At 65.6% G+C, this 23,373-nt stretch carries 19 protein-coding genes; 10 read left to right on the forward strand and 9 right to left on the reverse strand.

Features of this window, described 5'->3' with window-relative positions; all coding sequences use genetic code 11:
- Window positions 1–14: 14 nt before the first annotated feature.
- On the forward strand, window positions 15–1,247 hold the full coding sequence (locus HJG53_RS04175; RefSeq protein ID WP_254447490.1) for a glycosyltransferase: 1,233 nt from the start codon (window positions 15–17) through the stop codon (window positions 1,245–1,247).
- On the opposite strand, the gene HJG53_RS04180 is transcribed toward HJG53_RS04175, so the two are convergent.
- Entirely contained in the window at window positions 1,234–1,962 is a 729-nt protein-coding gene (locus tag HJG53_RS04180; RefSeq protein ID WP_254447491.1) for a fatty acid desaturase, read from the reverse strand. The genes HJG53_RS04175 and HJG53_RS04180 overlap by 14 nt on opposite strands.
- 72 nt (window positions 1,963–2,034) lie before the next feature.
- Between HJG53_RS04180 and HJG53_RS04185 the strand changes: the two genes are divergently transcribed.
- The gene (locus HJG53_RS04185) at window positions 2,035–4,053 is read left to right on the forward strand and encodes an amidohydrolase family protein (RefSeq protein WP_171127894.1); all 2,019 of its coding nucleotides are present in this window, start codon (window positions 2,035–2,037) and stop codon (window positions 4,051–4,053) included.
- A gap of 99 nt (window positions 4,054–4,152) precedes the next feature.
- Here HJG53_RS04185 and HJG53_RS04190 read toward each other — a convergent pair whose 3' ends face one another.
- The 3 genes from HJG53_RS04190 to HJG53_RS04200 form a co-directional block, all read right to left on the reverse strand.
- Window positions 4,153–4,923, reverse strand: a complete 771-nt coding sequence (locus HJG53_RS04190) for an isocitrate lyase/phosphoenolpyruvate mutase family protein (protein WP_171127895.1) — start codon at window positions 4,921–4,923, stop codon at window positions 4,153–4,155.
- Window positions 4,924–5,025: 102 nt separating this feature from the next.
- Entirely contained in the window at window positions 5,026–5,826 is an 801-nt protein-coding gene (locus HJG53_RS04195) for a LytTR family DNA-binding domain-containing protein (RefSeq protein WP_171127896.1), read from the reverse strand.
- Window positions 5,823–6,920 carry a sensor histidine kinase gene (locus HJG53_RS04200; protein ID WP_171127897.1) on the reverse strand — a complete coding sequence of 366 codons (1,098 nt, stop codon included), beginning with the start codon at window positions 6,918–6,920 and terminating at the stop codon, window positions 5,823–5,825. The genes HJG53_RS04195 and HJG53_RS04200 overlap by 4 nt, the downstream gene beginning before the upstream one ends.
- A 184-nt stretch (window positions 6,921–7,104) precedes the next feature.
- Here HJG53_RS04200 and HJG53_RS04205 point away from each other — a divergent pair, with 184 nt between their 5' ends.
- The gene (locus HJG53_RS04205; RefSeq protein WP_171127898.1) at window positions 7,105–7,683 is read left to right on the forward strand and encodes an HD domain-containing protein; all 579 of its coding nucleotides are present in this window, start codon (window positions 7,105–7,107) and stop codon (window positions 7,681–7,683) included.
- A 100-nt stretch (window positions 7,684–7,783) separates the two neighbouring features.
- Here the strand turns inward: HJG53_RS04205 and HJG53_RS04210 are convergent, their stop codons facing one another.
- Window positions 7,784–11,122 carry a TonB-dependent receptor gene (locus HJG53_RS04210; RefSeq protein WP_171127899.1) on the reverse strand — a complete coding sequence of 1,113 codons (3,339 nt, stop codon included), beginning with the start codon at window positions 11,120–11,122 and terminating at the stop codon, window positions 7,784–7,786.
- Between the two features lie 194 nt (window positions 11,123–11,316).
- On the opposite strand from HJG53_RS04210, the gene queG reads away from it, so the two are divergent.
- Window positions 11,317–12,468, forward strand: a complete 1,152-nt coding sequence (queG, locus tag HJG53_RS04215) for a tRNA epoxyqueuosine(34) reductase QueG (RefSeq protein ID WP_171127900.1) — start codon at window positions 11,317–11,319, stop codon at window positions 12,466–12,468.
- Here the strand turns inward: queG and HJG53_RS04220 are convergent.
- The gene (locus tag HJG53_RS04220; RefSeq protein WP_171127901.1) at window positions 12,432–12,905 is read right to left on the reverse strand and encodes a helix-turn-helix domain-containing protein; all 474 of its coding nucleotides are present in this window, start codon (window positions 12,903–12,905) and stop codon (window positions 12,432–12,434) included. The genes queG and HJG53_RS04220 overlap by 37 nt on opposite strands.
- A 136-nt stretch (window positions 12,906–13,041) precedes the next feature.
- Here HJG53_RS04220 and HJG53_RS04225 point away from each other — a divergent pair, with 136 nt between their 5' ends.
- Together HJG53_RS04225 and HJG53_RS04230 are read left to right on the forward strand one after the other, a co-directional pair.
- Window positions 13,042–13,377 carry a hypothetical protein gene (locus tag HJG53_RS04225; protein ID WP_171127902.1) on the forward strand — a complete coding sequence of 112 codons (336 nt, stop codon included), beginning with the start codon at window positions 13,042–13,044 and terminating at the stop codon, window positions 13,375–13,377.
- 131 nt (window positions 13,378–13,508) lie between these two features.
- Window positions 13,509–15,599: a bifunctional (p)ppGpp synthetase/guanosine-3',5'-bis(diphosphate) 3'-pyrophosphohydrolase gene (locus HJG53_RS04230; protein ID WP_171127903.1), complete on the forward strand. Its 2,091-nt coding sequence runs from the start codon at window positions 13,509–13,511 to the stop codon at window positions 15,597–15,599.
- Between the two features lie 115 nt (window positions 15,600–15,714).
- Here HJG53_RS04230 and HJG53_RS04235 read toward each other — a convergent pair whose 3' ends face one another.
- Together HJG53_RS04235 and HJG53_RS04240 are read right to left on the reverse strand one after the other, a co-directional pair.
- On the reverse strand, window positions 15,715–16,341 hold the full coding sequence (locus HJG53_RS04235; RefSeq protein ID WP_368039500.1) for a TIGR02281 family clan AA aspartic protease: 627 nt from the start codon (window positions 16,339–16,341) through the stop codon (window positions 15,715–15,717).
- Window positions 16,342–16,370: 29 nt separating this feature from the next.
- Window positions 16,371–18,014 carry a hypothetical protein gene (locus tag HJG53_RS04240; protein ID WP_171127904.1) on the reverse strand — a complete coding sequence of 548 codons (1,644 nt, stop codon included), beginning with the start codon at window positions 18,012–18,014 and terminating at the stop codon, window positions 16,371–16,373.
- A gap of 80 nt (window positions 18,015–18,094) precedes the next feature.
- On the opposite strand from HJG53_RS04240, the gene HJG53_RS04245 reads away from it, so the two are divergent.
- Both HJG53_RS04245 and HJG53_RS04250 read left to right on the forward strand, forming a co-directional pair.
- A complete protein-coding gene (locus tag HJG53_RS04245) occupies window positions 18,095–19,729 on the forward strand; it encodes an alkaline phosphatase (RefSeq protein WP_171127905.1) in 1,635 nt (544 codons plus the stop codon).
- 52 nt (window positions 19,730–19,781) lie between these two features.
- On the forward strand, window positions 19,782–21,077 hold the full coding sequence (locus tag HJG53_RS04250) for a hemolysin family protein (RefSeq protein ID WP_171127906.1): 1,296 nt from the start codon (window positions 19,782–19,784) through the stop codon (window positions 21,075–21,077).
- Window positions 21,078–21,171: 94 nt separating this feature from the next.
- Here the strand turns inward: HJG53_RS04250 and HJG53_RS04255 are convergent, their stop codons facing one another.
- Window positions 21,172–21,723: a GGDEF domain-containing protein gene (locus HJG53_RS04255; protein ID WP_171127907.1), complete on the reverse strand. Its 552-nt coding sequence runs from the start codon at window positions 21,721–21,723 to the stop codon at window positions 21,172–21,174.
- A gap of 87 nt (window positions 21,724–21,810) precedes the next feature.
- Here HJG53_RS04255 and purE point away from each other — a divergent pair, with 87 nt between their 5' ends.
- On the forward strand, window positions 21,811–22,299 hold the full coding sequence (purE, locus tag HJG53_RS04260; protein WP_171127908.1) for a 5-(carboxyamino)imidazole ribonucleotide mutase: 489 nt from the start codon (window positions 21,811–21,813) through the stop codon (window positions 22,297–22,299).
- Window positions 22,296–23,360, forward strand: a complete 1,065-nt coding sequence (locus tag HJG53_RS04265) for a 5-(carboxyamino)imidazole ribonucleotide synthase (RefSeq protein ID WP_171127909.1) — start codon at window positions 22,296–22,298, stop codon at window positions 23,358–23,360. Before purE ends, HJG53_RS04265 begins: the two co-directional genes overlap by 4 nt.
- Window positions 23,361–23,373: the final 13 nt, after the last annotated feature.

The following is a 23,373-nucleotide window of genomic DNA, read 5'->3' on the forward strand; positions in this document are numbered from 1 at the left end:
GGATAGGGACTTCCATGGCCCGCCACATCGCCATCGTCGCGCCGCCGGTGCCGGGGCATTATGATCCGCTGAAGGTGCTTGCGCGGGCGGTGGAGCGGCGCGGAGATCGCGTTAGCTTTGTGCACATGGCCGACGCCGCCTCGCTGGTCCCGGACTTCGACTTTGCGGCCGTTGGGGATCGGACGCACGGGCCGGGTGCGCTGGCCCGCTATGCGGACGTGCTGGCGCGCGCATCGCGGCCGGTCGGCTTCTTGCGGATGATCCGCGAGACGGCGGCGATCACGCAGATGCTGCTGGACGAGTTGCCGCGGGCTTTGGAGCGGATCGGCGCCGACGCGGTGATCGCGGATTCGACCGAGCCGGCCGGTGGCCTGGTCGCGCGGCACCTGCGGCTGCCTTGGGCGACGAGCGTCACCGGCCTGCCGCTGCTGCGCGAACCGGCCGTGCCGCCGCCCTTCATGGGCTGGCCGTACCGGAGCGACGCGGGCGGACTGAAGCGAAACGCGACCGGCTATCGCATCGCCGACATCTTCTCGCGGCCGATCACGCGGGTGGTGGAGAGCATGGCGGCCGAGTGGGGACTGGATGCGCACGCGGATCAGGGCTTCTCCCCCGACCTGCAGGTGGCGCAATGCCCGATGCCGCTCGACTTTCCGCGGCAGGCGCTGCCGGCGAACTTCCACTATTGCGGGCCTTGGCGCGAGGAGCGGAGCCCTGACGAGGCGCTGCCGCAGGATGGGCGACCATTGATCTACTGCTCCCTCGGCAGCCTCCAAGGCGGGAGATCGGGCTTATTCGCGGCCATGACCGAGGCCTGTGCAAGGGTCGGGGCGCGCGCGGTGGTAGCGCATGGCGGCAAGCTGTCCGACGAAGCGGTTCGAGCGTTGCCCGGCGATCCGATCGTGCGCGCTCACTGGCACCAGCCGTCCGTGCTGCCGCAATGTTCGGCGGCGATCCTGCACGCCGGCTTCAACACGGTGCTGGACGCGCTCGGCGCGGGCGTGCCGATGCTGGTCGCACCGATCGCCTTCGAGCAGCCGGGGACGGCGGCGCGGGTGGTTCATGCCGGGGTCGGCCGGCTGTTGCCCCGGCGGCGCACGGCGACCGTGATCGCGCACGAGCTCGAGACGCTGCTGAACGCCACCTCCTATCGGGACAACGCTCTCGACATGGCCGGTTCCATGCGGTGCCTTCGGAACGTGGAGGACGCGGCCGACCGGCTGGACGCGTTGTTCAGCGCCGCGTGAGCCGGGGCAGCGCCCACCAGGGCGTGGCCGGCGACAGGTGATGCTCGTGATGATAGCCGCCGAAATGGAAGCAGGTGATCAGCGACATCATTGGCGACAGCTGCGTGCTGCGCGCGCGGTGGTGGTCGGCGAACCCGGCCGCCTCATGCCGGTGCGGCAGGTAGGTGCCGAAGAAGAACAGCTGCCACAGCGCCAGCAGCGCCGGCATCGCCCAGAACATCACGATGTTCGACAGGCTCGCGCGCAGCAGCATGTACACGATTGCGACCAGCGTGATGCGCAGGATCTGGCCGTGAGTGTAATAGCTGCGGAAGAAGGCGAGGAACCAGGGTCCGGCGCGGGTCGGCTCGGCGGCATGGAAGTCGGGGTCATCCGCCGTGCCGGCGTGCCGGTGGTGCCGGGCATGACTGGGCGCGAGCTGCCGGTACGAGAGCGCCGCATAAAGCGCGAGGCACAGCGTTCCCATCCAGCGGTTCACACGCGGCCGGCCTGGCGCCAGTGCACCGTGCATCGCATCATGGGCGATGATGAACAGGCCGGTGCTGAGCCACGCCTGCAGCAGGATGATCGCGAGCACGGCCGGCGCGGTGCGGGGTTCCAGATTCCAGAAGAAGATGCAGATGATGTGCACCGTCAGCCACGCAGCGACGATCGCGCCGGCCAACAATAGGCCGACCCACCTTTGCTCTGCGCTGGCGACTACGGATTTCATCATGGGCAGCAACCACCTAGCGACCCTTTCCGATCCCGTTGCAAGCGGCGATTCGGCGGCTTAGGCGTCGTGGCCATGAAGCTTTTCAGCACCGCGGCATTGGCCGCTTTCGCCGCGGCCATGGCCGTGCCCGCCGCCGCCGAAGTGCAGAACTATACCGTAATCGTCGGGACGACCCGCGTCGGCCATCTCAACGCCGATGTGCAGGGAGATCGCGTGTCGATCGACTATGACTACAAGAATAATGGCCGCGGGCCGACGATGAAGGAGGCGATCACCCTCGGCGCGGATGGGCTGCCTGTCGCCTGGGACATCACCGGCGCGACCACGTTCGGCTCCAAGGTCGACGAGCATTTCGCGCGCCAGGGTTCGAAGGCCAGCTGGACCGACTCCACCGGCAAGAGCAGTGCGGCCGCCAAGGGCATCTATGTGGCGCAGAGCGGCAGCCCCTGGGCGACCGGCCTCTACGCCCGCGCGATCATGAAGGCCGGCGGGAGGACCATAACCGCACTGCCCGGCGGCACGCTGCGGCTGACGAAGGGTGAGACGCTGAGTGTCGCCGGACCAGGCGGACCGCTCCAGGTCACGCGCTACGATGTCAGCGGCATCGAGACGTCGCCCGACAGCATCCTGCTCGACCCGAACGGCGAGATGTTCGCCGTGGTCAGCCCCAATTTCGCGATCATCCGCGCCGGCTATGAAGCGGAAGCCGACCGGCTGAAGGAGCTCGCGGCGAAATGGTCGACCGACCGTTTCGTCGACATCCAGAAGAAGGTCGCGCACCGCTATGCCGGCCCCGTCCGCATCCGCAACGTGCGCTTGTTCGATCCCAAGGCGCAGGCGCTGACCGGTCCGGTGTCGGTGGTGATCGACGGCCGCCGCATCGCTGCCGTCGAGCCGCTCGACAGCCCGCCAACCAAGGGCGAGACGATCGTCGACGGCGCCGGCGGCACCCTCGTCCCCGGACTCTACGAGATGCACGCCCATACCGGCCAGGAAGGCGCGCTGCTCAACCTGATCGCCGGCGTCACCACCATGCGCGACATGGGCAACGACAATGACGTGCTCGAAGCCTTGATCCAACGGATCGAGAGCGGCACGATCGCCGGACCGCGCATTGTCCGCGCCGGCTTCGTCGAGGGGAAGAGCCCCTACAGTTCGAACAACGGCATCCTGGTCAACAGCCAGCAGGAAGCGATCGATGCGGCGCGCTGGTACGCCGCGCGCGATTTCTGGGCGGTCAAGTCGTACAACAGCATGAACCCGGCCTGGGTCCCCGCGATGGTGCAGGAGGCGCATCGCCTGGGGTTGAAGGTGATCGGCCATATCCCCGCCTTCACCAATGCCGATGCGATGATCGAAGCGGGCTTCGACGAGCTGACGCATATTAATCAGCTGATGCTCGGCTGGGTGATCCAGCCGACCGAGGACACGCGCACGCTGTTCCGGCTGACGGCGCTGAAGCGCCTGCCGGGCCTCGATCTCAACAGCGAGCGGGTGCAGCACACGATCAAGCTGATGGTCGACCGCAAGGTGCCGATCGACGTGACGCTCGGCATCCACGAGAATCTGCTGACCAACCGCGACGGCGCGATCCCGCGCGGCGCAGTCGATTATTTCGACCATATGCCGATCGGCAGCCAGCGCGGGTTGAAACAGGCGTGGATCGACACGTCCGCGCCCGGCGACGATGCGGCCTATCGCGGCGCCTATGACAAGATCGTGCAGACGATCCGCATGCTCAATGATCGCGGGATCATGATCGTGCCGGGCACCGACACAGGCGGCGCGTTCACCTATCATCGCGAGCTGGAGCTGTATCAGGATGTCGGCATGACCCCAGCGCAGATCCTCAAGCGCGCGACTTGGGACATGGCCGCCTATCTCGGCCAGGATCAGCAGCTCGGCTCGATCGAGAAGGGCAAGCTCGCCGACTTCTTCCTGGTGCCGGGCGACCCGACCAAGCAGCTCAAAGCGATCAAGACCATCGCCATGGTCGTGAAGGACGGCACCATCTACTTTCCGTCCGAGGTGTATCCGGAATTCGGGATCAAGCCGTTCGCGCCAGCGCCGAAGGTGACCGAAGCCAAGTAACTTTTCCGCTCGTCCCGAGCGAAGTCGAGGGGCGCGGGTTCCGAGCCACGCCCCTCGACTACAGCCTTCGGCCTCCGCTCAGGACGAGCGCATTCCCTTCTAACCTTGGAACGCCGCCCGAGCCGCCTCGGTGAGCACGGCCATGGCCTGACGATACGGTCCCGGTCCGTGGCTGATCCGCGCGACGCCGAGTTCGGCGAGACGGCGCCGGCTCGGCATGCCGGCGAACATCATCGCATTGACCGGCAGCGGCGAGGCCTCGCAGATGCGTGCGAGCAGGCCTTCATCGGCCAGGCCGGGCACGAAGAAGCCGCTCGCACCGGCATCGGCATAAGCGCGCGCGCGTTCGAGCGCGTGATCGGCGGCAGCGCGGTCGTGGGTCTCCGGTTTGGAGCCGAGGAAGATGTCGGTCCGCGCGTTGATGAAGGCGGGCACGCCGGCACGCTCGGCCGCACGGCGCAGCGCCTCGACACGCGCAGCCTGGGCGGCGATCGGATGCAGGCCCTCCCCTCCGACCACCCGATCCTCGAAGTTGCAGCCGATTACGCCGGCCGCCAGCGCCAGGCCGAAATTCTCGCATACGCGACGCGGGTCAACAGCATAGCCGCCCTCGAAATCGAGCGTCACCGGCAGGTCGACGGCGGCGACGATGCGGGCGGCGATGGCTATTGCCAGGTCCAGCGGCAGTCCCTCGCCATCGCCGAAGCCGTTGGCGGCGGCCACCGACCAGCTGCCGGTCGCGATCGCCGTGGCGCCTGCCTCCGCGACGGCCTTGGCGGAGCCGGCATCCCAGGCATTGAACAGGATCACCGGATCGCCGGGCCTGTGTAGCGCGGCGAAGGCTTGAGCTTTTTGGGTCTGGGTCATCATGTCTCGTCATCCCCGCGAAAGCGGGGACCCAGCTTCCCGGAACTTGCGATCAAGACTGCTGGGTTCCCGCGTTCGCGGGAATGACGAAGGTTGGAACGAGGATCAATGCACGAACCGTGCGACCACGTCGCGATAGCTGCGGCTGACCTTCACCTGCGCGCCGGAATCGAGCACGAGGAAACATTCGCCGTTGGTGTGCGGCTTGACCTGCTTGACGAGGTCCAGATTGACGATGGTCGAGCGGTGGACGCGCTGGAAGCGGCGCGGGTCGAGCCGCTTTTCCAGATCCTTCATCGTCTCGCGCAGGATCAGCGTGTTGTCGGCGGTGTAGATGCACATATAGTCGCCGGCCGCGTCGATCCGCTCGATCGTGTCGACATCGACGCGGAAGATCTGGCCCCGATCCTTGATGTTGATCATCTTCTCGAAGCGGGTCGCCGACGGGGCCTCGACGGTATCGCCGATTTCGGCGGCGGCCTCGGGCGCGACTTCGGCCAGCACCTCGCGCAGCCGGTCGACTTCCTCGGCGCCCCGCTTTTCCGCCAGCCGCTGCCGCACGCGGTCGAGCGTTGCGGCGAGCCGGTCTTCCTCGACCGGCTTCATCAGATAATCGACCGCCTGCGCCTCGAAGGCGCGGATCGCATGGTCGGAATAGGCAGTCACGAAGACGAACAGCGGCGGCTCGACCTCCATCAGTCCCTGGACGACCGAGAAGCCGTCGAAGCCCGGCATCTGAATGTCGAGGAAGACGAGGTCGGGCTTGTTGGTCTTGATCGAGCGGATCGCTTCCCGCCCGTTCGAGCAGGTGTCCACGATCTCGACATCCTCGTGCGGTTCGAGCCGAAGCTGCAGGCCCTGAATGGCCAGAGGCTCGTCGTCGACGAGAATGGTTCTGATGGTCATGCGGCTTCCCTTGGTTGTTCCTCGGTCTGGTACGGAATCTCGATGATCACTTCGAATCCGCCCCCCGCACGCGCTCTCGCGTCGAACTCATGATCCTGGCCATAGGCCTGCGCCAGCCTGTCGCGAATATTCGCCAGTCCGACGCTGGTCGAGGTCGCCGGCCCCGGCTTCTTGTCCGATGGTCCGGGCCCGGTGTCGGCGACGACCAGCCGCAGCCGGTCGACGACCAGCCGCGCGCTGATGATGATATCGGCCCCCTCTTCCAGCGGAGTGACCGCATATTTGATGCTGTTTTCAACGAGCGGCTGCAGCAGCAGCGACGGCAGCCGCGCGCGCAGCACCACCGGATCGACTTCGAAGATCGGCCGCAGCCGGTCCTCGAACCGCATCTTCTCGATGTCGAGATAGAGCTTCAGCGTCTCGATCTCCTGCTCGATCGTCACTTGCCCGAGCGGCTCGTTGACCAGGGTATAGCGCAAGAAGGACGACAGGCGCGAGAGCATCGCATTGGCCCGCTCCGTCTGTTTCAGCAGCACGAGCGTGGAGATGGAATTCAGCGTGTTGAACAGAAAGTGCGGGTTCAGCTGATAGCGCAGCATGGCGAGCTGGGCGGTCGACGCCTGGCTTTCCAGCGCGCGGAGCTGGTCGGCCTGTTCCTCCACGACGAGAAAGAAGTTGATCGCGTAATAGAGCGCGGACCAGGCGGCGATCACGACGAAATCGAGGAAGATCGTGCCGAGAAACAGGCTGATCTGAAAGGACTCGCCTGGCCGCTGGATGGTGTTGAAGATCCACGCATCGATCAGCGAATAGATGCCCGCCGCGATCACGATGCCGCCGATCGAGCCGGCCCAGGTAACGAACGGCTTGCGCCGCAACAGCTCGCGGTAGAGCGCGCCGAGCACCAGGGTCAGCGAATAGCCGGTGGCGGTCGATACGGCGACGGGCACCAGAAAGGCGAGCGTCAGGCCGTTGGCGAAGCCCGACAGGATGCGCAGCAGAAAATAGCCCGCCCAGCCCGCCGTCTGCAGGTTCCAGAAGGCCCGGTTCTTGTCGTCGAAGAACGGCTTTGCAGGCAGCGCGACGGTCGCCATCGCGGTGGCTCTAGCCAATATGCGACCAATCGAAAACCCGTCGCTCGTCCTGAGCGGAGGCGAAGGCCGTAGTCGAAGGGCGCTTGCACCATCGCCCCTCGACTTCGCTCGGGACGAGCGGAAAGGGTTTTGCTCGGCTTTCAATGCCGATAAGCTTCCCTCAAAGACGAGAGGAGCCCGAACCATGTCCGACGGCCACGCCGATCGCGCCAGCTTCACCGCCATGGAAAATGGCACCGCCGAAGACTGGCAGATCATCTCCAGCCATTTCTTCCCCTTTGCCGGCCAGGTGGGCAAGCGCGTGCTCGACCATCTGCGCCTGCTCGACGGCGATTATGGCGGCTTCCCGGTCGACCGGCTGGAGCACTCGCTGCAGACCGCGACGCGCGCGCATCGCGACGGCCGCGACGAGGAATATGTCGTCATGGCCCTGCTCCACGACATCGGCGACACGCTCGGCAGCTTCAATCATCCGGACGTCGCGGCCGCGATCCTGAAGCCCTTCGTGTCCGAGGAGAACCTGTTCATCGTCGGTCAGCACGGCGCCTTCCAGGGCTATTATTATTTCCACCATCTCGGCATGGACCGGAACATCCGCGACAAGTTCGACGGCCATCCGCATTACGCCGCCTGCGCGGAATTCTGCGAGAAATACGACCAGTCCGCCTTCGACCCCAATTATGACAGCGCGCCGCTCGACTTCTTCGAACCGATGGTCATGCGCGTGATGGCTCGGCCCAAACAGAGCATGTACGTGAAATAGCTAGAGCTTCTCCGCCACAGCAAGCATCACAAAAAAGAAGCCGCCGCCCGGCATTCCGGACGGCGGCTCTTTATTTGTTCGGCCCGATCAGGCCCGCACCTTAGAAGGTGATGCGGGCACCAACCCGGATCGAGTAGAGCGACTGACGCGAGTAGATCGAGTCCGTCGGCACCGAGTTCGGCGACAGATAGCGATACTGGGCGCAAGCCTGGCTGGTGTTCGTAGCCACCGCCGTGCCCGGAGCCGTGCCCGTGGCAACCGGCGCCTGCAGGCACTGCACGCGCACCGCAGCGATCGTGTACGGGAACTGGTACTCGCGGATCTGGCCCCAGTTCTTGTTGATCAGGTTCGTCACATTCTCGATGTCGGCGAACAGCGTGATACGCGAGTCGCCGAGACCGGTCGGGATCTCCTGATGGAGGTGCAGGTCGAACTTGGTGAACCACTTGGAGTTGAACGCGTTACGCGGCGCCACCTTGCCACGATACTTACCCAGGCCCGTCGTGTTGATCAGGTTGTCCAGATAGGTCTGGGTCGCGGCGCTATCGTACGACACCAGCGGATCGCTCGTGCCGGTCGGCACGTAGAGCAGGTAGCGGGCACCGTTGCCGATCGTGCCGAACACCGTGCTGCGGGTCGCGGTATCCTGCATCGTGTAGCTGTAGGGCCGTCCGATGCGGGTTTCGCCGAACAGGGTGATGTTCGTCTTGTAATCGCCGAAGAAGGCGTGGTCGAAGCTCAGGTTATACTTGATGTTGTGCTTCACCTGATCGTTCGAGATGCCGTAGGCCGCGCCGTTGGCATCGAAGAACGCACCGTTGCCGTAGTTGGACGAGGCGGTCGACGAGGTCGCCGGTGCCTGATCCTTCACGTCCTGATAGACATAGCTGACGAACGCCGAGAGACCGAAGTCCCAGCTCTTCTGGATGCGAGCGACACCGATATAGCTCCGTCCCAGCTTCGTGTTCGTCAGGAACAGGTCCGACTGGGTGTCGGTGAAGCTCGTGATCGGCGCGTAGCGCACCCGGCCGTCGGGCGTGCGCAGAGCCGTCGGACGCACGCGCAGATCGGTGAAGAACACCTGATTGCGCACGGCCGAGTAGAGGAAGTCGGCGCCGAAGGTCCAGTTATCGCCCAGGAAGGTCTCGGAAAGGTCCGGCGTCCAGTCAACCGACAGCGTACCGCGCCACTGCGACGGCAGCTTGAAGTTCGGATCGAGCGCATTGGTCGGCGCGTTCGCCGACGACGTGACGTTAGTTACCACCGCATTGGCCGCCCCCGGGATGGTGTCACCATCGACGTTGGTCAGGATGGCAGTCGCCTGATCGGCAGTCGCTCCGGTGTAGGTCCCGTTGTTGCGCTGGATGACGTCGATCGAACTCGACAGGAAGCCCGTGTTCGAGAAGCTGTTCGAGATATAAACGTCCGGCGAGCCGCCGGCGAAAATGCCGATGCCGCCGCGGATGGCGATGTCGCTGGTCGGCTTGTAATCGAAGCCGATGCGCGGCTGGAACACGCCCCGGCCCGAGATATAGGCCTGGTTGGTGAAGCCATAACGGTTGGTGAAGTTCTGGTTCAGCGCGGGCCGGCTGGAGCCGCCATACATGTCGTAGCGAGCGCCATAGGCCAGCGTGAACTCCGGCGTGACCTGCCAGGTGTCCTGGATGCCGAACACATAAGTCTTGTAGGTGAAGCGTGCGGCAGCGTCGGCCGGATCGAGCGACGGCACCGCATTCTGGTAACGGAAGCGCTGCGCGTTGCCCGCGGCGAAGTCCGCGAGCGAGTCGAAATAATAGTCGCCGGCCGTGCGCTGCAGGAAGAGGTTGAAAATCTTCGTGTTCTGATACTCGGCGAATATGCGCAGGTCGTGATCGCCCTGCGTCAGGCGCGCCTGAACGAGACCGCCATAGGTGCGCGAGGTCAGCGAGTTCGACTGGCGCGAAATGTCGGGACCGAAGCTGACCACGCCATTGCCGGCCTGGCAGGCGGTGGACAGATCGTTGGCGGTCCCCGTGCCGGTCGCGCGATCGGAAGTCGGCGCGGTGCAGACCTGGAACTGCGCGAAACCGCGGCCGAGGATCGGATCCTGGCCCCGCTTATAGTCCTTGTAGAAGGCGCGGACTTCCGTCGAGAACGCGTCAGACCAATCGCTGTTCAGCTGGAACACGCCGGTATGCAGCCGGTTCGACGACACATAGCCGTTGGATTCGAGCCCGAGACCGGTGATGCCGGTCAGCTGCGTGTTCTGGTTAAACCGGATCGAGTCCTTGGTGTAGAGATAGGTCAAGGATGCACGCTGCGAATCCGACAGGTTCGCATCGATCTTGGCGACGAGACGATCGTCCTTGTCGCCCGAGTCGTTGAGCACGCCGCCGGTGTCGTAGCCATAACGGTTCTGAGCGATCGACTGGATCTGCGCGACCACGGCATCCGAAATGTTCGGAACCACCGTGCCAGCATTGTTGCCGGGCGTGCCCTCGGGGATGGGGGTGCCGGCGCGGATACGCTCGCCCGCGACCATGAAGAACAGGCGATCGGGGATGATGGGGCCGGAGATCTGGCCGCCGTAGTTCTCGAACTTGAAGTTCGGCAGGTTGACGCGGCCAGTTGGGACACCCGGACCGGCCTTGGTTTTCTTGCCGGTCAGTTCGTCGGCCGAATAGGCGTAGAAGCCGGTGCCATGAAACTCGTTGGTGCCCGACTTCAGAATGGCGTTGATCGCGCCGCCCTGGAAGTTGCCTTCGCGCACGTCGAACGGCGCGACCTTGGTCTGGAACTGACCGATGGCGTCGAACGGCACCGGCGAGCGGCGGGTCGGCAGACCATCCGGGTTGAGGCCGAAGTTGTCGGTGACCGGCACGCCGTCGATGGAGAAGCGGTTGAAGCGGGCGTTCTGGCCCGCGAAGCTGACCGCACGGCCGCCCGAGGGCGTGTCGTCGAGGCGGGCGAACGGATCGCGACGCATCAGGTCGCGGACGTCGCGGTTGAGCGAAGCTACCGAGTCGATCTGCTCGGAAGTGAGCACGGTCGCCGGACCCTGGCTGATCGTGCCCGCATTAACGATGGACGAGGCGGTAACGACGATGTCTTCGCCCGTGCTTGCCGTTTCGGCGGTAAGCTCGATCGGCAGGTCATAGGCCTGGGCGATGACCGTGAAGATGTCGGTGACCGTGAAGTCAGGATAGCCCGGCGCGGTGACCTTGACGCTGAACGGGCCGCCGACGCGCAAACCGCCGGCGTTGAAAGAGCCGCTCGCATCGGTGGTGACCGTCGAGCGCGAGCCCGAAGGCACGTGCGTGATCTCAACGGCCGCCCCAGCCACCGCGGCGCCGCCGCTCGTCACACTGCCCCGGATCGTCGACGTGGTTTCCTGGGCCTGGACGGCGGCAGGAGCGATGAGCGCGGCGACGGCCGCGCCGATAAAGAGATGATTTCGCATTGCTTTCCCCAAAACCGGGCGGTGCCCGCTCGCGACTCTACCCAGTCGTTGCCCGCGCCTGTGGCCCCGATATGTTGCGGTTCGGTGACTCGCAACGGGAGTCCGCGCGAGCGGATTAACATTCCGTTGTGCGTTGCAAAAAAGACACGCTGACCGGAGTGTCAGCGGCGCCTGCACGCCTATATGAGCGGAGCATGGCGCCGGACCTCATCCCTGCCCTTAAAGCCGAGGCGGCCCGACTGGGCTTTGCCGCCTGCGGCGTGGCACGGGCCGATGCCGCACCGCTGGCGGGCGAGCGGCTCCGCGCCTGGCTCGCCGAGGGCTGCCATGGCGACATGATCTGGATGGAGGCGCGGGCGGACGAGCGCGCCTCGCCCACGAGATTATGGCCGGAAGTGCGGTCCGTGATCGCACTGGGCATGAGCTATGCGCCGGCCGAAGACCCGCTCCGGCTGGCGGGCATGCCCGCGGCCGGGCGGATCTCGGTCTATGCGCAGGGCGCCGACTATCACGACCTGATCAAGCGCCGGCTGAAGGAGCTGGCCCGCTGGTTGGTCGGAGCCGCGGGCGGCGATTTGAAGGTGTTCGTCGATACCGCGCCGGTGATGGAAAAGCCGCTCGCCGAAGCCGCGGGTCTCGGCTGGCAGGGCAAGCACACTAATCTCGTCAGCCGGGAGCATGGCAGCTGGCTGTTCCTCGGCGCCATCTACACGACCCTCGACCTCGCACCCGACGCATCCGGCGCCGCCCGTTGCGGCAGCTGCAATGCCTGCCAGGCCGCCTGCCCGACCGGCGCCTTCCCCTCACCCTATCGGCTCGATGCCCGGCGCTGCATTTCCTATCTGACGATCGAGCATAAGGGGCCGATCCCGCGCGAATTCCGCGCGCGCTTGGGCAATCGCATCTATGGCTGCGACGATTGTTTGGCCGCCTGCCCCTGGAACAAGTTCGCGAGCAGCGCGGCCGCGAACCTCGCCTTCGCGCCGCGTGCGGAGCTCACCGCACCGATGTTGGCGGACCTGCTGGCGCTCGACGATACTGCCTTTCGCCAGGTCTTTGCCGGTTCGCCGATAAAGCGGATCGGGCGCGACCGGATGTTGCGCAACTGCCTGATCGCGGTGGGGAATAGCGGCAGCGGCGACCTGGTCGCGGCGGCGCTGCCGCATCTGGACGATCCGAGCCCGGTGGTCCGCGGTGCGGCGATCTGGGCCTTGAACAGGTTGGACGCGGCGCGCTTTGACGAGGAAAGAACGCGGCGCCTCAGCAGCGAGGCGGACGAGACGGTGCGGTCGGAATGGGAAGCGCGGCCTTATTCCGCCGCCTTGGCGTCCATCTCTTCGCGGTAGACGAAGCAGAGATCGCCCCATTTGAGCGGCCGCAGGTCGTGCGAATAGACGCGGATGGGGCCGATCGGCATCTGGTCGCGCTGGTCGACGAGCACGGGGTTCGAGGGCGTGCCGGTCTCCCACTTCTCACCCCATTGGCGCAGCGCGATCATGGTGGGGAGGAGGTCGGCGCCCTTGTCGGTCAGGCGATATTCGATCTTGCGCCGGTCTTCGGGGCAAGGCTCGCGCGAGAGGATGCCGACATCTACCAGTCGGCCAAGGCGGTTCGCAAGGATGTTGCGCGCAATTCCGAGGTTGGACTGAATCTCTTCGAAATGCTTCAGCCCGTTGAACGCCGCGCGCAGGATCAGGAACGCCCAACGCTCGCCCATCGCCTCCAGCGCCTTGGGCAGGCTGCACTCCGCAGCGATCTGCGCAAGCGGTTCTCTTATACCCATCTGACCCTCTTACCCCGCAGAACGTATCTGAACCCGGTCCGTTCACAAACGGCAAAATGCCATTCAGTTTCTAGTTGCAACTCGAAACCTAAATGGGTAGGTAGCGATTCGCAACCTAAATCGAAAGGGACGGAACATGGTTCGGATTGCTGCTCTCCTCTTCTCGCTCGTCGGCTCCTTCGCGCTGCTCGGTTCGGCCGCGATCGCCCAGCCGAACGGCAACTATTACAATGTCACGCTCGCCAGCGAAGCCGCTGCGCCCAAGACGGTCGTGAAGGACACGCTGTTCAGCTGCAACGGCGCGACCTGCGTCGCCGGCGAAGCGACCAGCCGCCCGGCGATCATCTGCGCCAGCATCGCCCGCGAACTGGGCCCCGTCACCTCCTTCCGCGCCGGTGAGCAGTCGCTCGACGGCGAGGCGCTGGCCAAGTGCAACGCCAAGGCCGACACCACCAAGATGGCGCGCCGCTGAGAGTTCACGCGGACGAACTCCCCTCTCAACAATCCGTCCGCACTCCTCCGCCGGAGCTCCCCTGAGCTCCGGCGGTTGTTTTTTGGGCGTTTGTTGTTGCCTTGCGGCAAGCCTTTCCCGATCTTGGGGCAGTGCTGAGGCAGTATGAATTGGTGGAACGGGTCAAGAGTTATGACCCGGAGGCGGACGAGGCGCTGATCAACCGCGCCTATGTGTTCTCGATGCAGGCGCATGGGACGCAGAAGCGGGCGTCGGGCGATCCCTATTACAGCCACCCGATCGAGGTCGCCGGCATCCTGACCGACCTGCATCTCGACGACGAAACGATCGCCACCGCGATCCTGCACGACACGATCGAAGACACGGTCGCAACCCACGAGGAGATCGAGGCGAAGTTCGGATCGAATGTCGCGCGGCTGGTCGACGGCGTCACCAAGCTCAGCAAGATCGAGGCGCAGACGGAAAACCAGCGCGCCGCCGAGAACCTGCGCAAGTTCCTGCTGGCGATGTCCGACGACATCCGCGTGCTGCTGGTGAAACTCGCCGACCGGCTGCACAACATGCGCACGCTCCATTTCATCAAGGATGAGGCCAAGCGCCGGCGCATCGCCAAGGAGACGATGGACATCTATGCCCCGCTCGCGGAGCGGATCGGCATGTACGAGTTCATGAACGAGATGCAGACGCTCGCGTTCAGGCAGCTCGAACCCGAAGCCTATGAATCGATCACCAAGCGGCTGCAGCAACTCCACGAGGGCGGCGGCGACCGGATCGCGCGGATCGCCTCGGGGCTGAAGCTGCTGCTTTCCCGCAACGGCATCGAAGCCGAAGTGCAGGGCCGCGAAAAGCACGTCTATTCGATCTGGCGGAAAATGGCCGAGCGCCACATCAGCTTCGAGCAATTGTCCGACGTGATGGCATTCCGCGCGATCGTGCCGAGCACGCAGGACTGCTACAAGGCGCTGGGCGTAATCCATGGCCGCTGGCCGATGGTTCCGGGCCGCTTCAAGGACTATATCTCGACGCCCAAGCGCAACGGCTATCGCTCGCTGCACACCTCGGTGATCCATGCCGAGAATATGCGCGTTGAGATCCAGCTGCGATCCCGCGACATGCATGCGCAGGCCGAGTTCGGCCTCGCCGCCCACTGGGCGTACAAGCAGGCGCACGACAAGCCGGATACCCAGGTGCGCTGGATCAGGGACCTGATCGAAATCCTCGACACGGCCGACAGCCCGGAAGAGCTGCTCGAGCATACGCGGATGGCCATGTACCAGGATCGCATCTTCGCCTTCACGCCCAAGGGCGAGCTGATCCAGCTGCCCAAGGGGTCGACGCCGGTCGATTTCGCCTATGCGGTGCACACCGATCTCGGCGACCAGACCGTCGGCGCCAAGGTCAACGGCCGCGTGGTGCCGCTGCGCACGCCGATCGAGAATGGCGACCAGGTCCAGATCCTGAAGTCCAAGGCGCAGGAGCCGCAGCCGCAATGGCTGAACTTCGCCGTGACCGGCAAGGCGCGGGCGGCGATCCGGCGCTATGTGCGGCACAAGGAACGCGACGAGATGATCGCGCTCGGCCGCAAGCTCTATGATGAAATCGTGGCGCGGCTCCCCGCCCAGCTCGGCACCGACGCGATGAAGAGCGCGCTGCAGCGACTGAAGATTGCCGACGAGGCGAGCCTGATGGTGGCGGTCGCGCGCGGCACGGTCAGCGATGCGGCGCTGATGGAAGCACTGATGCCGGGTTCCGCCGGCGGCGATGTCGACGCCAAGGCGCCGGCGCAACGCCAGGCGATCTCGATCAAGGGCCTGACGCCGGGCGTCGCCTTCGATCTCGCCGCCTGTTGCCATCCGGTGCCCGGCGACCGGATCGTCGGCCTACGCCGCCCCGACGAAGCGATCCAGGTCCACACGATCGACTGTCCGCGCCTGGCGGACGGCGTCGATGCCGATTGGGTCGATCTCGCCTGGGGCGACAAGTCGGACGGCGGCACCGCGCGGCTCCACGTCATCGTCAAGAACGAGCCGGGTTCGCTCGCTGTAATGAGCGGCATCTTCGGCACGCACAAGGCCAACATCCTGAACCTGAAGCTCGAGAATCGCGACGGCGCCTTCCACACCTTCCAGGTCGATCTGGAGGTGCATGATCTGCACCACCTGATGCGTATCCTGGCCGCGCTTCGGGCGGCGGACGCAGTGGCGAGCGCGGAGCGGGTGTAAGCCTCCCGACCGTCACCCGAACTTGTTTCGGGACAAGACATCCGCCTGAGCGATCCCGACCAGATCACGCCTGGCTCGAACCTTGCCCGAAACAAGTTCGGGATGACGTATGGAGCTAGTCTGCCGCCACCGCCTGCGGATGGTTCGGGGTCAGGATCAGCGTGCGCCCCTCGACTCGCCACGACTTGAGCTTCGACAACAGGTTCATCCCGATCACATCGACGGAGCCGAAGGCCGGCGAGACTACTACCTTCAGGTCGCGCGCGACGATGTTGCCCAGGCGAAGTTCGGCGATCGTCCCCGTCTCGGCCCGCACCGCGCCGTTCGCGGTCTGGATGATGACGGGAATGATGCTGCGATCGGTCTTCAAGCCCGCTTCGGCGGCCGTGCGCTGCGAAATGGCGGTGACCGTCGCGCCGCTGTCGATCAGCATCCGCCGCTTGACGCCGTTCAGCGTCACATCGGCGAAGAAATGGCCGTTGCTGCTCATCCGCAACCGGGTCTCGTCGCCGGCGACTTCCTGGCCGCCAAGCTTGAAGCGCTCAGCGATGCCGGACAGCACCGGGTCGAACGGCATGCGCTCGGTCAGCAGCATCGCCACCACGGCAACCATCACCAGGGATAGGCCGAGCCGGACGATGCCACCGATGACGGGGATGCGCTGCAACAGCGTGACGATCAGGAAAGCCCCGATCGCCAGCGCGATGGTCGTGGTCGGCAGGTTGGCAAGAAAGTCAGGCACGGTGCATCAACGTGCGGAGCGCCACGCGGTTACAGCTTCTCCGGATAGATGGGCTGGATATCGACGGGAATGTTGCTCATGGTCGCGATCACCGCCTGCGCTTCGGGATCGAGCACGGCATATTTCGCGTAGAAGGCCTTCACGCCCTCATAGTCCCCATCGCCCTGCAGCTTCACGATCGCGGCGACCAGAGCGGCTATGCCATCCTTGATCTTCGTCTCATCGACGCGGAAGCGCCGGGCGCCAGCGTCCCAGGTGATGGCGCCATGTTCGCGCAGGAAGCGATATTGCGCGGCGGCGCCCTTGCCGTGCGCCTCCCCGATGCCGAAGCGCATCGCCCGGAACAGGCCGGCGACATAGGTCGCCTTCAGTTGCGACCGCTCGTTGGCGGGCAGTTCGCCCTTGTCCATCATGAACAGGATGTTCCAGGCCCCCATCACATCGGCCTTGGCTTCTTCAAGGCCCGAGGCGAGTTCCTTCAGCTCCTTATCGACGCTGGTCTTGCGCCCGTCCTTCACGATCGTGCCCGGCCCCAGGCTGTGCGACAGCTCGTGGAACAGCGTCTCGTTCTCCATATATTTGTCGGTCACGAGCCGCGCCTGGTCCGGCACCAGCACCAGCGCCGCCATCGGTTTCAGGATGCGCTCATATTTGGCGCCGAGGACGTTCGCCAGGATGACCTTCTTCGCGCCCTTCGCCTCGCGCACTCGCTCGTCGTTCGGGAGGTTGAAGGCGACCGTCTGCACGCCCGGCACATTGTCGCCGCCGCCATGCACCTGATCGACGACCGCGATCGGCGATTCAAAGCCGCGCTGGAAGTTCTTGTACTTCTCCTCGACCGGCAGATTGGCTTCCATGTCGCGGAGGTAGCGCTTGTACTTGTCGAGCGCGGCGGAGGCCTTGGGGTTGCGCAGGGTCACGAACGCCTCGAATGCCGTCTTCGCGCCGTAAAGCTCGTCGGTGTAGGTCTCGTACGGCCCGATCGCGACTTCGATCGGCGTGTCTTTCAGGTCCATCCAGGCGAGTTCGGACTCGTAATAATCGTCGGTGCGGAACGCCTTCGCGCGAAGAGTGAGGAAGCGCTTCAGGCTCGGATTGGTCGTGATCGCCGCCGCCTTTTCGAGGTCTTGGGCCGCGGGCTCCAGCCATTCGGCATAGGCCTTGGAGTATGGCACGGCGACCAGCTTCGCGCCTTCGCGCCGCACGACGGTGTACGGGCCGATCAGCGCCGGCTTCTCGTCCGGATGGGCCGCGAGATAGGCTTCGAACTGCTCCTTCGTCAGGTCTTCCGGATAGAAGCCTGCACCGGAGGGCTTCATCTTGCTGCCCCAGAAGGGGTGCCCGTCGGCCAATTCGTCCCAGGGGCCGAAATAGAGATCGAACATGTCGAGCAACTGCGCCTGGTCGGCACGGCGGCTGACCGAGATCGCGCGCCGCACCTCCGGATTGGCCGCGTAGTTCTGGCGGAGATAGATGGCGGACATCTTGTTGGCCGCATCGATCAGCAAGTTGACGACCTGCCGCTCCTCGGCGGTCAGGTACGACGTGTCCGGCTTCATCTCGATCTTTGCGATCTTCGCGCGGGACGCGGCCAGATCATAAGCAGGCTCGGCGGCGGCGGTAGGTGCGGCGACGGTGGCGAGCAGCACGCTCGCGAGCAGGATGTTTCGCATGGGCCCGAACCTAGCGTAGGCAAGCTGTATGTCCACTGAAGTCACCGCTGACGCAGGTGGCTGGGGCCGGGAGGATGCGAATGACGCTGACGATCGACCGCCGTTCACTGGTGCGGGGCGCCGCGCTTGGGCTCGGCGCCCTGCTGCTGCCGGGTGGAGGCGCAGCGCTGGCCCAGATTGCGGCCGCCCGAGGCTTCACCCACGACGTTGCGAGCGGAGAGCCGTCGCAGGACTCGGTGCTGCTATGGACGCGTTATGTGCCGACATCGGGCGATAGCGCCCGCGTCTCGGTCGAGCTGTCGGAAACCGAGGATTTCGCGCGCATTGTCGGCGGCGGCACTGCTGTCACGGGCGCCTTTCGCGACTGGACCGTCAAACACACTGTCGCCGGACTGCAGCCGGACCGCACCTATTTCTACCGCTTCACCGCCAACGGGGAGGTGTCGCCGGTCGGTCGCACCCGTACCCTGCCCGACGGCCGTGTCGACGCGTTCCGCATGGCCGTCTTCTCCTGCGCCAACCTGCCCTTCGGATACTTCAGCGCCTATGCCCATGCCGCGGCGCGCGACGACCTGCAGCTGGGCGTCCACCTCGGCGACTATCTCTACGAATATCGGCGCGGCGTTTACCCGGCCTTGAAGGAAGCGATTGAGGCGCGGGTGCTGGAACCTGCCAACGAACTGATCCAGCTCGCCGACTATCGCGCGCGCTATGCCTGTTACCGCGCCGATCCCGATCTGCAGCGCCTGCATAACCGACTGCCGATCCTTGCCTCGCCCGACGATCACGAGACGGCGAACGATACCTGGGAAGGAGGCGCCGAGAACCACAATGAAGGCGAAGGCGACTGGACGCTGCGCAAGCTCGCCGCGATGCAGGCATGGCGCGAGTGGATGCCGGTCAGCGACGCGCCGTTCGCTGCTTACGAGATCGGCGATCTCGCTACCTATTTCCGCACCGACACGCGGCTGCTCGGGCGCTCGCAGCCGCTGTCGATCGAGGCGGCGTTCCGAAGCGGCGATCCGGCGAAAGCGCTGGCTGCCTTCCGCGACGGCCCGTGGCGCGATCCGGCGCGTTCCATGTTCGGTTCGGAGCAGGAGCATTGGCTTGCCTCAGAGCTGCACCGCTCCACCGGCCGCCGCAAGAAATGGCAGGTGATCGGCAACGGCACGATCATGGGCCGCACCGTCGCGCCCGCCGCTGTCGCCGACTGGATCGGGCCGGAGCAGCCCGAGTTCGTGCGCAAGCGGGTCCAGGCCGGCCTGCTCGCCGCCCGCGCCGGCCTGCCCAGCAGCATGGACGATTGGAACGGCTATCCGGCCGCGCGCTCCCGCTTGCTTGGCGCGGCGCAGGACGCCGGCGCGGACCTGATCATGCTTGCCGGCGACAGCCACAACGCCTGGGCGTTCGAGCTGAGCGAAGGCGGCCGGCGCTCGGGCGTCGAGTTCGACGGGCAGAGCGTCACTTCGCCGGGCTATGAAGCCTATTTCCGCGGCGTGGCACCGGCCGACATGGCGCGCACGATGGTCGAGACGAACCCGGAGCTGAAATGGGCGGATACGAGCGGGCGCGGCTATATGACCGTGACCCTCACCCCGGCGGCCGCCACTGCCGAATGGCTGTTCGTCGAGAGCACCATCGGCCGCACGGATCGGATCGCCCGCACCCACCGGATGAAAACTCGCGCGGGACGGAAGACTTTGGAGGTCGCATAGAGCTGCATTGCGGTCTGCACCGATTGACCGCTAAGGACGTTTCACGCCCGGCATGCAGCCTCTTTCCCCCTTTCCCTGGATCAGCGTCGCGGTCATCTTCGCGCTGATCGTGCTGAATGGCCTGTTCGCGCTGTCCGAACTCGCCATCGTCTCGGCGCGCAAGCCGCGGCTGCAGGCGCTGGTGAAGAGCGGCTGGCGCGGCGCAGCGACGGCACTCAAGCTTCAGGAAAATCCCGGCCGGCTGCTCTCGGCGGGCCAGATCGGGATCACCCTGATCAGCCTGCTGGCCGGCGCCTTTTCGGGCACGGTGCTGGAAAAGCCGGTGGCCGAACGGCTCGCCCTGATCGGCATCTCGCCCAAGGCTGCCTTCACGCTTGTCATCGTCGTCACGACCTATGTCTCGCTGATCATCGGCGAGCTCGTTCCCAAGCAATTCGCGTTGCGCAACCCCGAGCCGATCGCGGCGGTGGCGGCGGTGCCGATGGACTGGTTCGCGCGCATCACCCAGCCGATCGTCTGGTTGCTCGACCAATCGAGCGCGCTGATCTTCCGCCTGCTGCGCATGAAGCGGGAAACCGAACAGCATGTGACGGCCGAGGAGCTGCACATGGTGGTCGCCGAAGCGAGCCGTTCGGGTGTGATTGAGGAAAGCGAGCGCGCGATCATCTCGGGCGTGGTCCGCCTCGCCGACCGGCCGGTGCGCGAGGTCATGACGCCGCGCACCGACATCGACTGGATCGACGCCGATGCCGATGAGGAGACGCTGCGCCGCCGCTTCGTCGAAACGCCCCACACGCGCGTGCCGATCGCGGAAGGGTCGGTCGACAACATCGTCGGCGTGGTCCAGAGCCGCGACATCGTCGCCGCGATGATCGAAGGGCGCCCGCTCAACCTGCGGGAACTGATGCGCCCGCTGCTGATCGTTCCCGACCAGGTCGACGCGATGGACGCGCTCGATACGCTGCGCCGCGCCGAAGTGCCGATGGTGCTGGTCCACGACGAATATGGTCATCTCGAGGGGCTGGTGACGCCCGCCGACCTGTTCATCGCCATTGCCGGTCATTTCGCGTCGGACCAGGATGAAGGCACAGACCCGGACCTGGTCGAGCGCGACGATGGCAGCCTGCTCGTCTCCGGCTCGCTGGCCGCCGATACATTGGCCGAGCGGCTCGACCTCGATCTGCCCGAAGACCGCGACTATGCGACCACAGCCGGCTTCGTGCTTGCGGTGATGCGCAAGCTGCCGACCGTCGGCGAGCATTTCGAGGAACAGGGCTGGCGCTTCGAGATCGTCGACATGGACGGCCGCAAGATCGACAAATTGCTGGTGCAGCCGGCGGGGGACTAACAACCCTCCGTTCGTTTCGAGCGCAGTCGAGAAACGCGACGGTCGTTAGGCTCCGCTTCTCGACTTCGCTCGAAGCGAACGGGGATTTCTTCGATCAGGCTGAACGCTTCGCCCGGTACATCGCCTCGTCGGCGCGCGCGAGCGCCGCCTCGGGCGTGTCGGCAGGGCGTAGCGCGGTGACGCCGATCGACACGCCGATCGGAATGCGCCCATGCAGCGGCCGTGCGGCGACGGCCTGGCGCAGCGCCGCCGCCTTTTCTTCGCCGGCCTCCGCATCGGCATATTCGAGCAGCACGCCGAACTCGTCCCCGCCCAGGCGCGCGACAACATCGCTTGCCCGCACCTTCTCGCGCAGTACCCAAGCCGTGTGGATCAGCGCCTCGTCGCCGGCGCCATGGCCGTGCGCGTCATTGATCTCCTTCAGTCGGTCCAGGTCGATGAACAGCAACGCCGAAGCGGTGCCATGCCGGGCGAGCTGGGCGACGGCACGTTCGACCGCGCGCAGGAAGAAGCGACGATTGGCGAGCGGCGTCAGCGTATCGCTGTCGGCAAGCCGTTCGAGCCGTTCGATACGGCCTTCCAGCTCGGCGACGAGCGCGCGCAACCGGTCATTTTCCCGCGCCAGATCGGCATCGTTCACGGTCATCATCCCAGCATTAGAGCGCCGTCGCCGCTCCATTGCTATAGCGCAGATCACAGCTTAAGACGCGCGGCTTCCTGAACGGGGGCGAAGATGAGCGAGCCTGCGCCGCTGGTCGGCATCATCATGGGCAGCCAGTCGGACTGGCCGACCATGCGCCATGCCGCGGAGATTCTGGGTTCGCTCGGCATCAGCCATGAAGCGCGGATCGTCTCCGCTCACCGCACGCCTGACCGGCTCTATGCCTATGCGAAGGAGGCCTCCGGACGCGGGCTGAGGGCGATCATCGCGGGCGCCGGCGGGGCGGCGCACCTGCCGGGCATGACGGCATCGATGACCACCGTGCCGGTGCTGGGCGTGCCGATCGAATCCAAGGCATTGAACGGCATCGATAGCCTGCTCTCGATCGTGCAGATGCCGGGCGGCATTCCCGTCGCGACCTTTGCCATCGGCAAACCTGGCGCGGTCAACGCCGCGCTGTTCGCCGCCTCGATCCTGGCGCACGAGGACGAAGGCGTCGGCGAGCGGCTCCAGGCCTGGCGGACGCGGCAGAGCGAAGCGGTGGCGGCGGAGCCCGAATGATCCTCGCACCCGGCGCGACGATCGGCATTTTGGGCGGCGGTCAGCTCGGCCGCATGCTCGCCATCGCCGCCGCCCAGCTCGGCTACCGCACGCACATCTACGCGCCCGAAGCGAGCGGCCCCGCGACCGAAGTCAGCGCCGAATGGACCCGCGCGGGCTATGACAATCAGACAGCACTCACGCGGTTCGCGGCCAGCGTCGGCGTCGTCACTTACGAGTTTGAGAATGTGCCCGCGGAGGCCCTGGAACTGCTCGAAGGGCTTGTGCCGGTGCGGCCCGGCCGGCGTTCCCTCGAAGTCTCCCGGTTCCGGCCGAGCGAGAAGACGCTGGTCCGCGAGCTTGGCGGACGCACTGCTCCCTTTCGCGCGGTCGAGAGCCTGGCAGAACTGCGCGACGCCGTCGCCGATATCGGAGTGCCGGCGATCCTCAAGACATCGAGCCTCGGCTATGACGGCAAGGGCCAGGTACGGCTCGGCGAGGGCGCGGATCTCTACGCTGCCTGGCAGGAGATTGGTGGCGTCGCCGCGACCCTCGAAGGCTTTGTTCGTTTCGAGACCGAGTTCTCGGTGATCCTCTGCCGTGGTGCGGACGGGGCGGTCGTGCATTGGGACACGCCGGAGAACCGGCACAGGAACGGCATTCTCGACCGTTCGATGGTGCCCGCGCCGTCGATCGTGCTGGATCAGGCCGAGCGCGCCATTGCTCTCGCAACAAAGGCGGCCGAAGCCCTCGGCCATATCGGCGTCCTCACCTGCGAGTTCTTCGCGACGGCGGACGGGCCGGTGTTCAACGAAATGGCGCCGCGCGTGCATAATAGCGGGCATTGGACGATCGAAGGTGCGGTCACCTCGCAGTTCGAAAACCATATCCGCGCGATCTGCGGCCTGCCGCTCGGCTCGACGGCGCGGACCGGCGCGCGCGTCGAGATGCGCAACCTGATCGGCGAGGACGCGAACGACTGGCCAGGAATCCTGGCGGACCCGGCGGCAAAGCTCCACCTTTACGGCAAGACGGTGCGCGCCGGCCGCAAGATGGGGCACGTGACGAAAATCCTCCCCTGAGCCTGCTCAGGGG

Origin of the sequence: Sphingomonas sp. ID1715, from assembly GCF_013044515.1 — a bacterium.
Taxonomy (GTDB): Bacteria; Pseudomonadota; Alphaproteobacteria; order Sphingomonadales; family Sphingomonadaceae; genus Sphingomonas_B.

Bases quoted from the DNA above. Each gene is read 5' to 3' on its own strand.
- HJG53_RS04195 (WP_171127896.1), bottom strand. From the start codon at position 5,826: ATGACCATCAGAACCATTCTCGTCGACGACGAGCCTCTGGCCATTCAG.
- HJG53_RS04225 (WP_171127902.1), top strand. From the start codon at position 13,042: ATGGTTCGGATTGCTGCTCTCCTCTTCTCGCTCGTCGGCTCCTTCGCG.
- HJG53_RS04200 (WP_171127897.1), bottom strand. From the start codon at position 6,920: ATGGCGACCGTCGCGCTGCCTGCAAAGCCGTTCTTCGACGACAAGAAC.
- HJG53_RS04180 (WP_254447491.1), bottom strand. From the start codon at position 1,962: ATGATGAAATCCGTAGTCGCCAGCGCAGAGCAAAGGTGGGTCGGCCTA.
- HJG53_RS04185 (WP_171127894.1), top strand. From the start codon at position 2,035: ATGAAGCTTTTCAGCACCGCGGCATTGGCCGCTTTCGCCGCGGCCATG.
- HJG53_RS04245 (WP_171127905.1), top strand. From the start codon at position 18,095: ATGACGCTGACGATCGACCGCCGTTCACTGGTGCGGGGCGCCGCGCTT.
- HJG53_RS04220 (WP_171127901.1), bottom strand. From the start codon at position 12,905: ATGGGTATAAGAGAACCGCTTGCGCAGATCGCTGCGGAGTGCAGCCTG.
- HJG53_RS04190 (WP_171127895.1), bottom strand. From the start codon at position 4,923: ATGATGACCCAGACCCAAAAAGCTCAAGCCTTCGCCGCGCTACACAGG.
- HJG53_RS04205 (WP_171127898.1), top strand. From the start codon at position 7,105: ATGTCCGACGGCCACGCCGATCGCGCCAGCTTCACCGCCATGGAAAAT.
- HJG53_RS04255 (WP_171127907.1), bottom strand. From the start codon at position 21,723: ATGACCGTGAACGATGCCGATCTGGCGCGGGAAAATGACCGGTTGCGC.
- HJG53_RS04175 (WP_254447490.1), top strand. From the start codon at position 15: ATGGCCCGCCACATCGCCATCGTCGCGCCGCCGGTGCCGGGGCATTAT.
- purE (WP_171127908.1), top strand. From the start codon at position 21,811: ATGAGCGAGCCTGCGCCGCTGGTCGGCATCATCATGGGCAGCCAGTCG.
- HJG53_RS04250 (WP_171127906.1), top strand. From the start codon at position 19,782: ATGCAGCCTCTTTCCCCCTTTCCCTGGATCAGCGTCGCGGTCATCTTC.
- HJG53_RS04210 (WP_171127899.1), bottom strand. From the start codon at position 11,122: ATGCGAAATCATCTCTTTATCGGCGCGGCCGTCGCCGCGCTCATCGCT.
- queG (WP_171127900.1), top strand. From the start codon at position 11,317: ATGGCGCCGGACCTCATCCCTGCCCTTAAAGCCGAGGCGGCCCGACTG.
- HJG53_RS04265 (WP_171127909.1), top strand. From the start codon at position 22,296: ATGATCCTCGCACCCGGCGCGACGATCGGCATTTTGGGCGGCGGTCAG.
- HJG53_RS04240 (WP_171127904.1), bottom strand. From the start codon at position 18,014: ATGCGAAACATCCTGCTCGCGAGCGTGCTGCTCGCCACCGTCGCCGCA.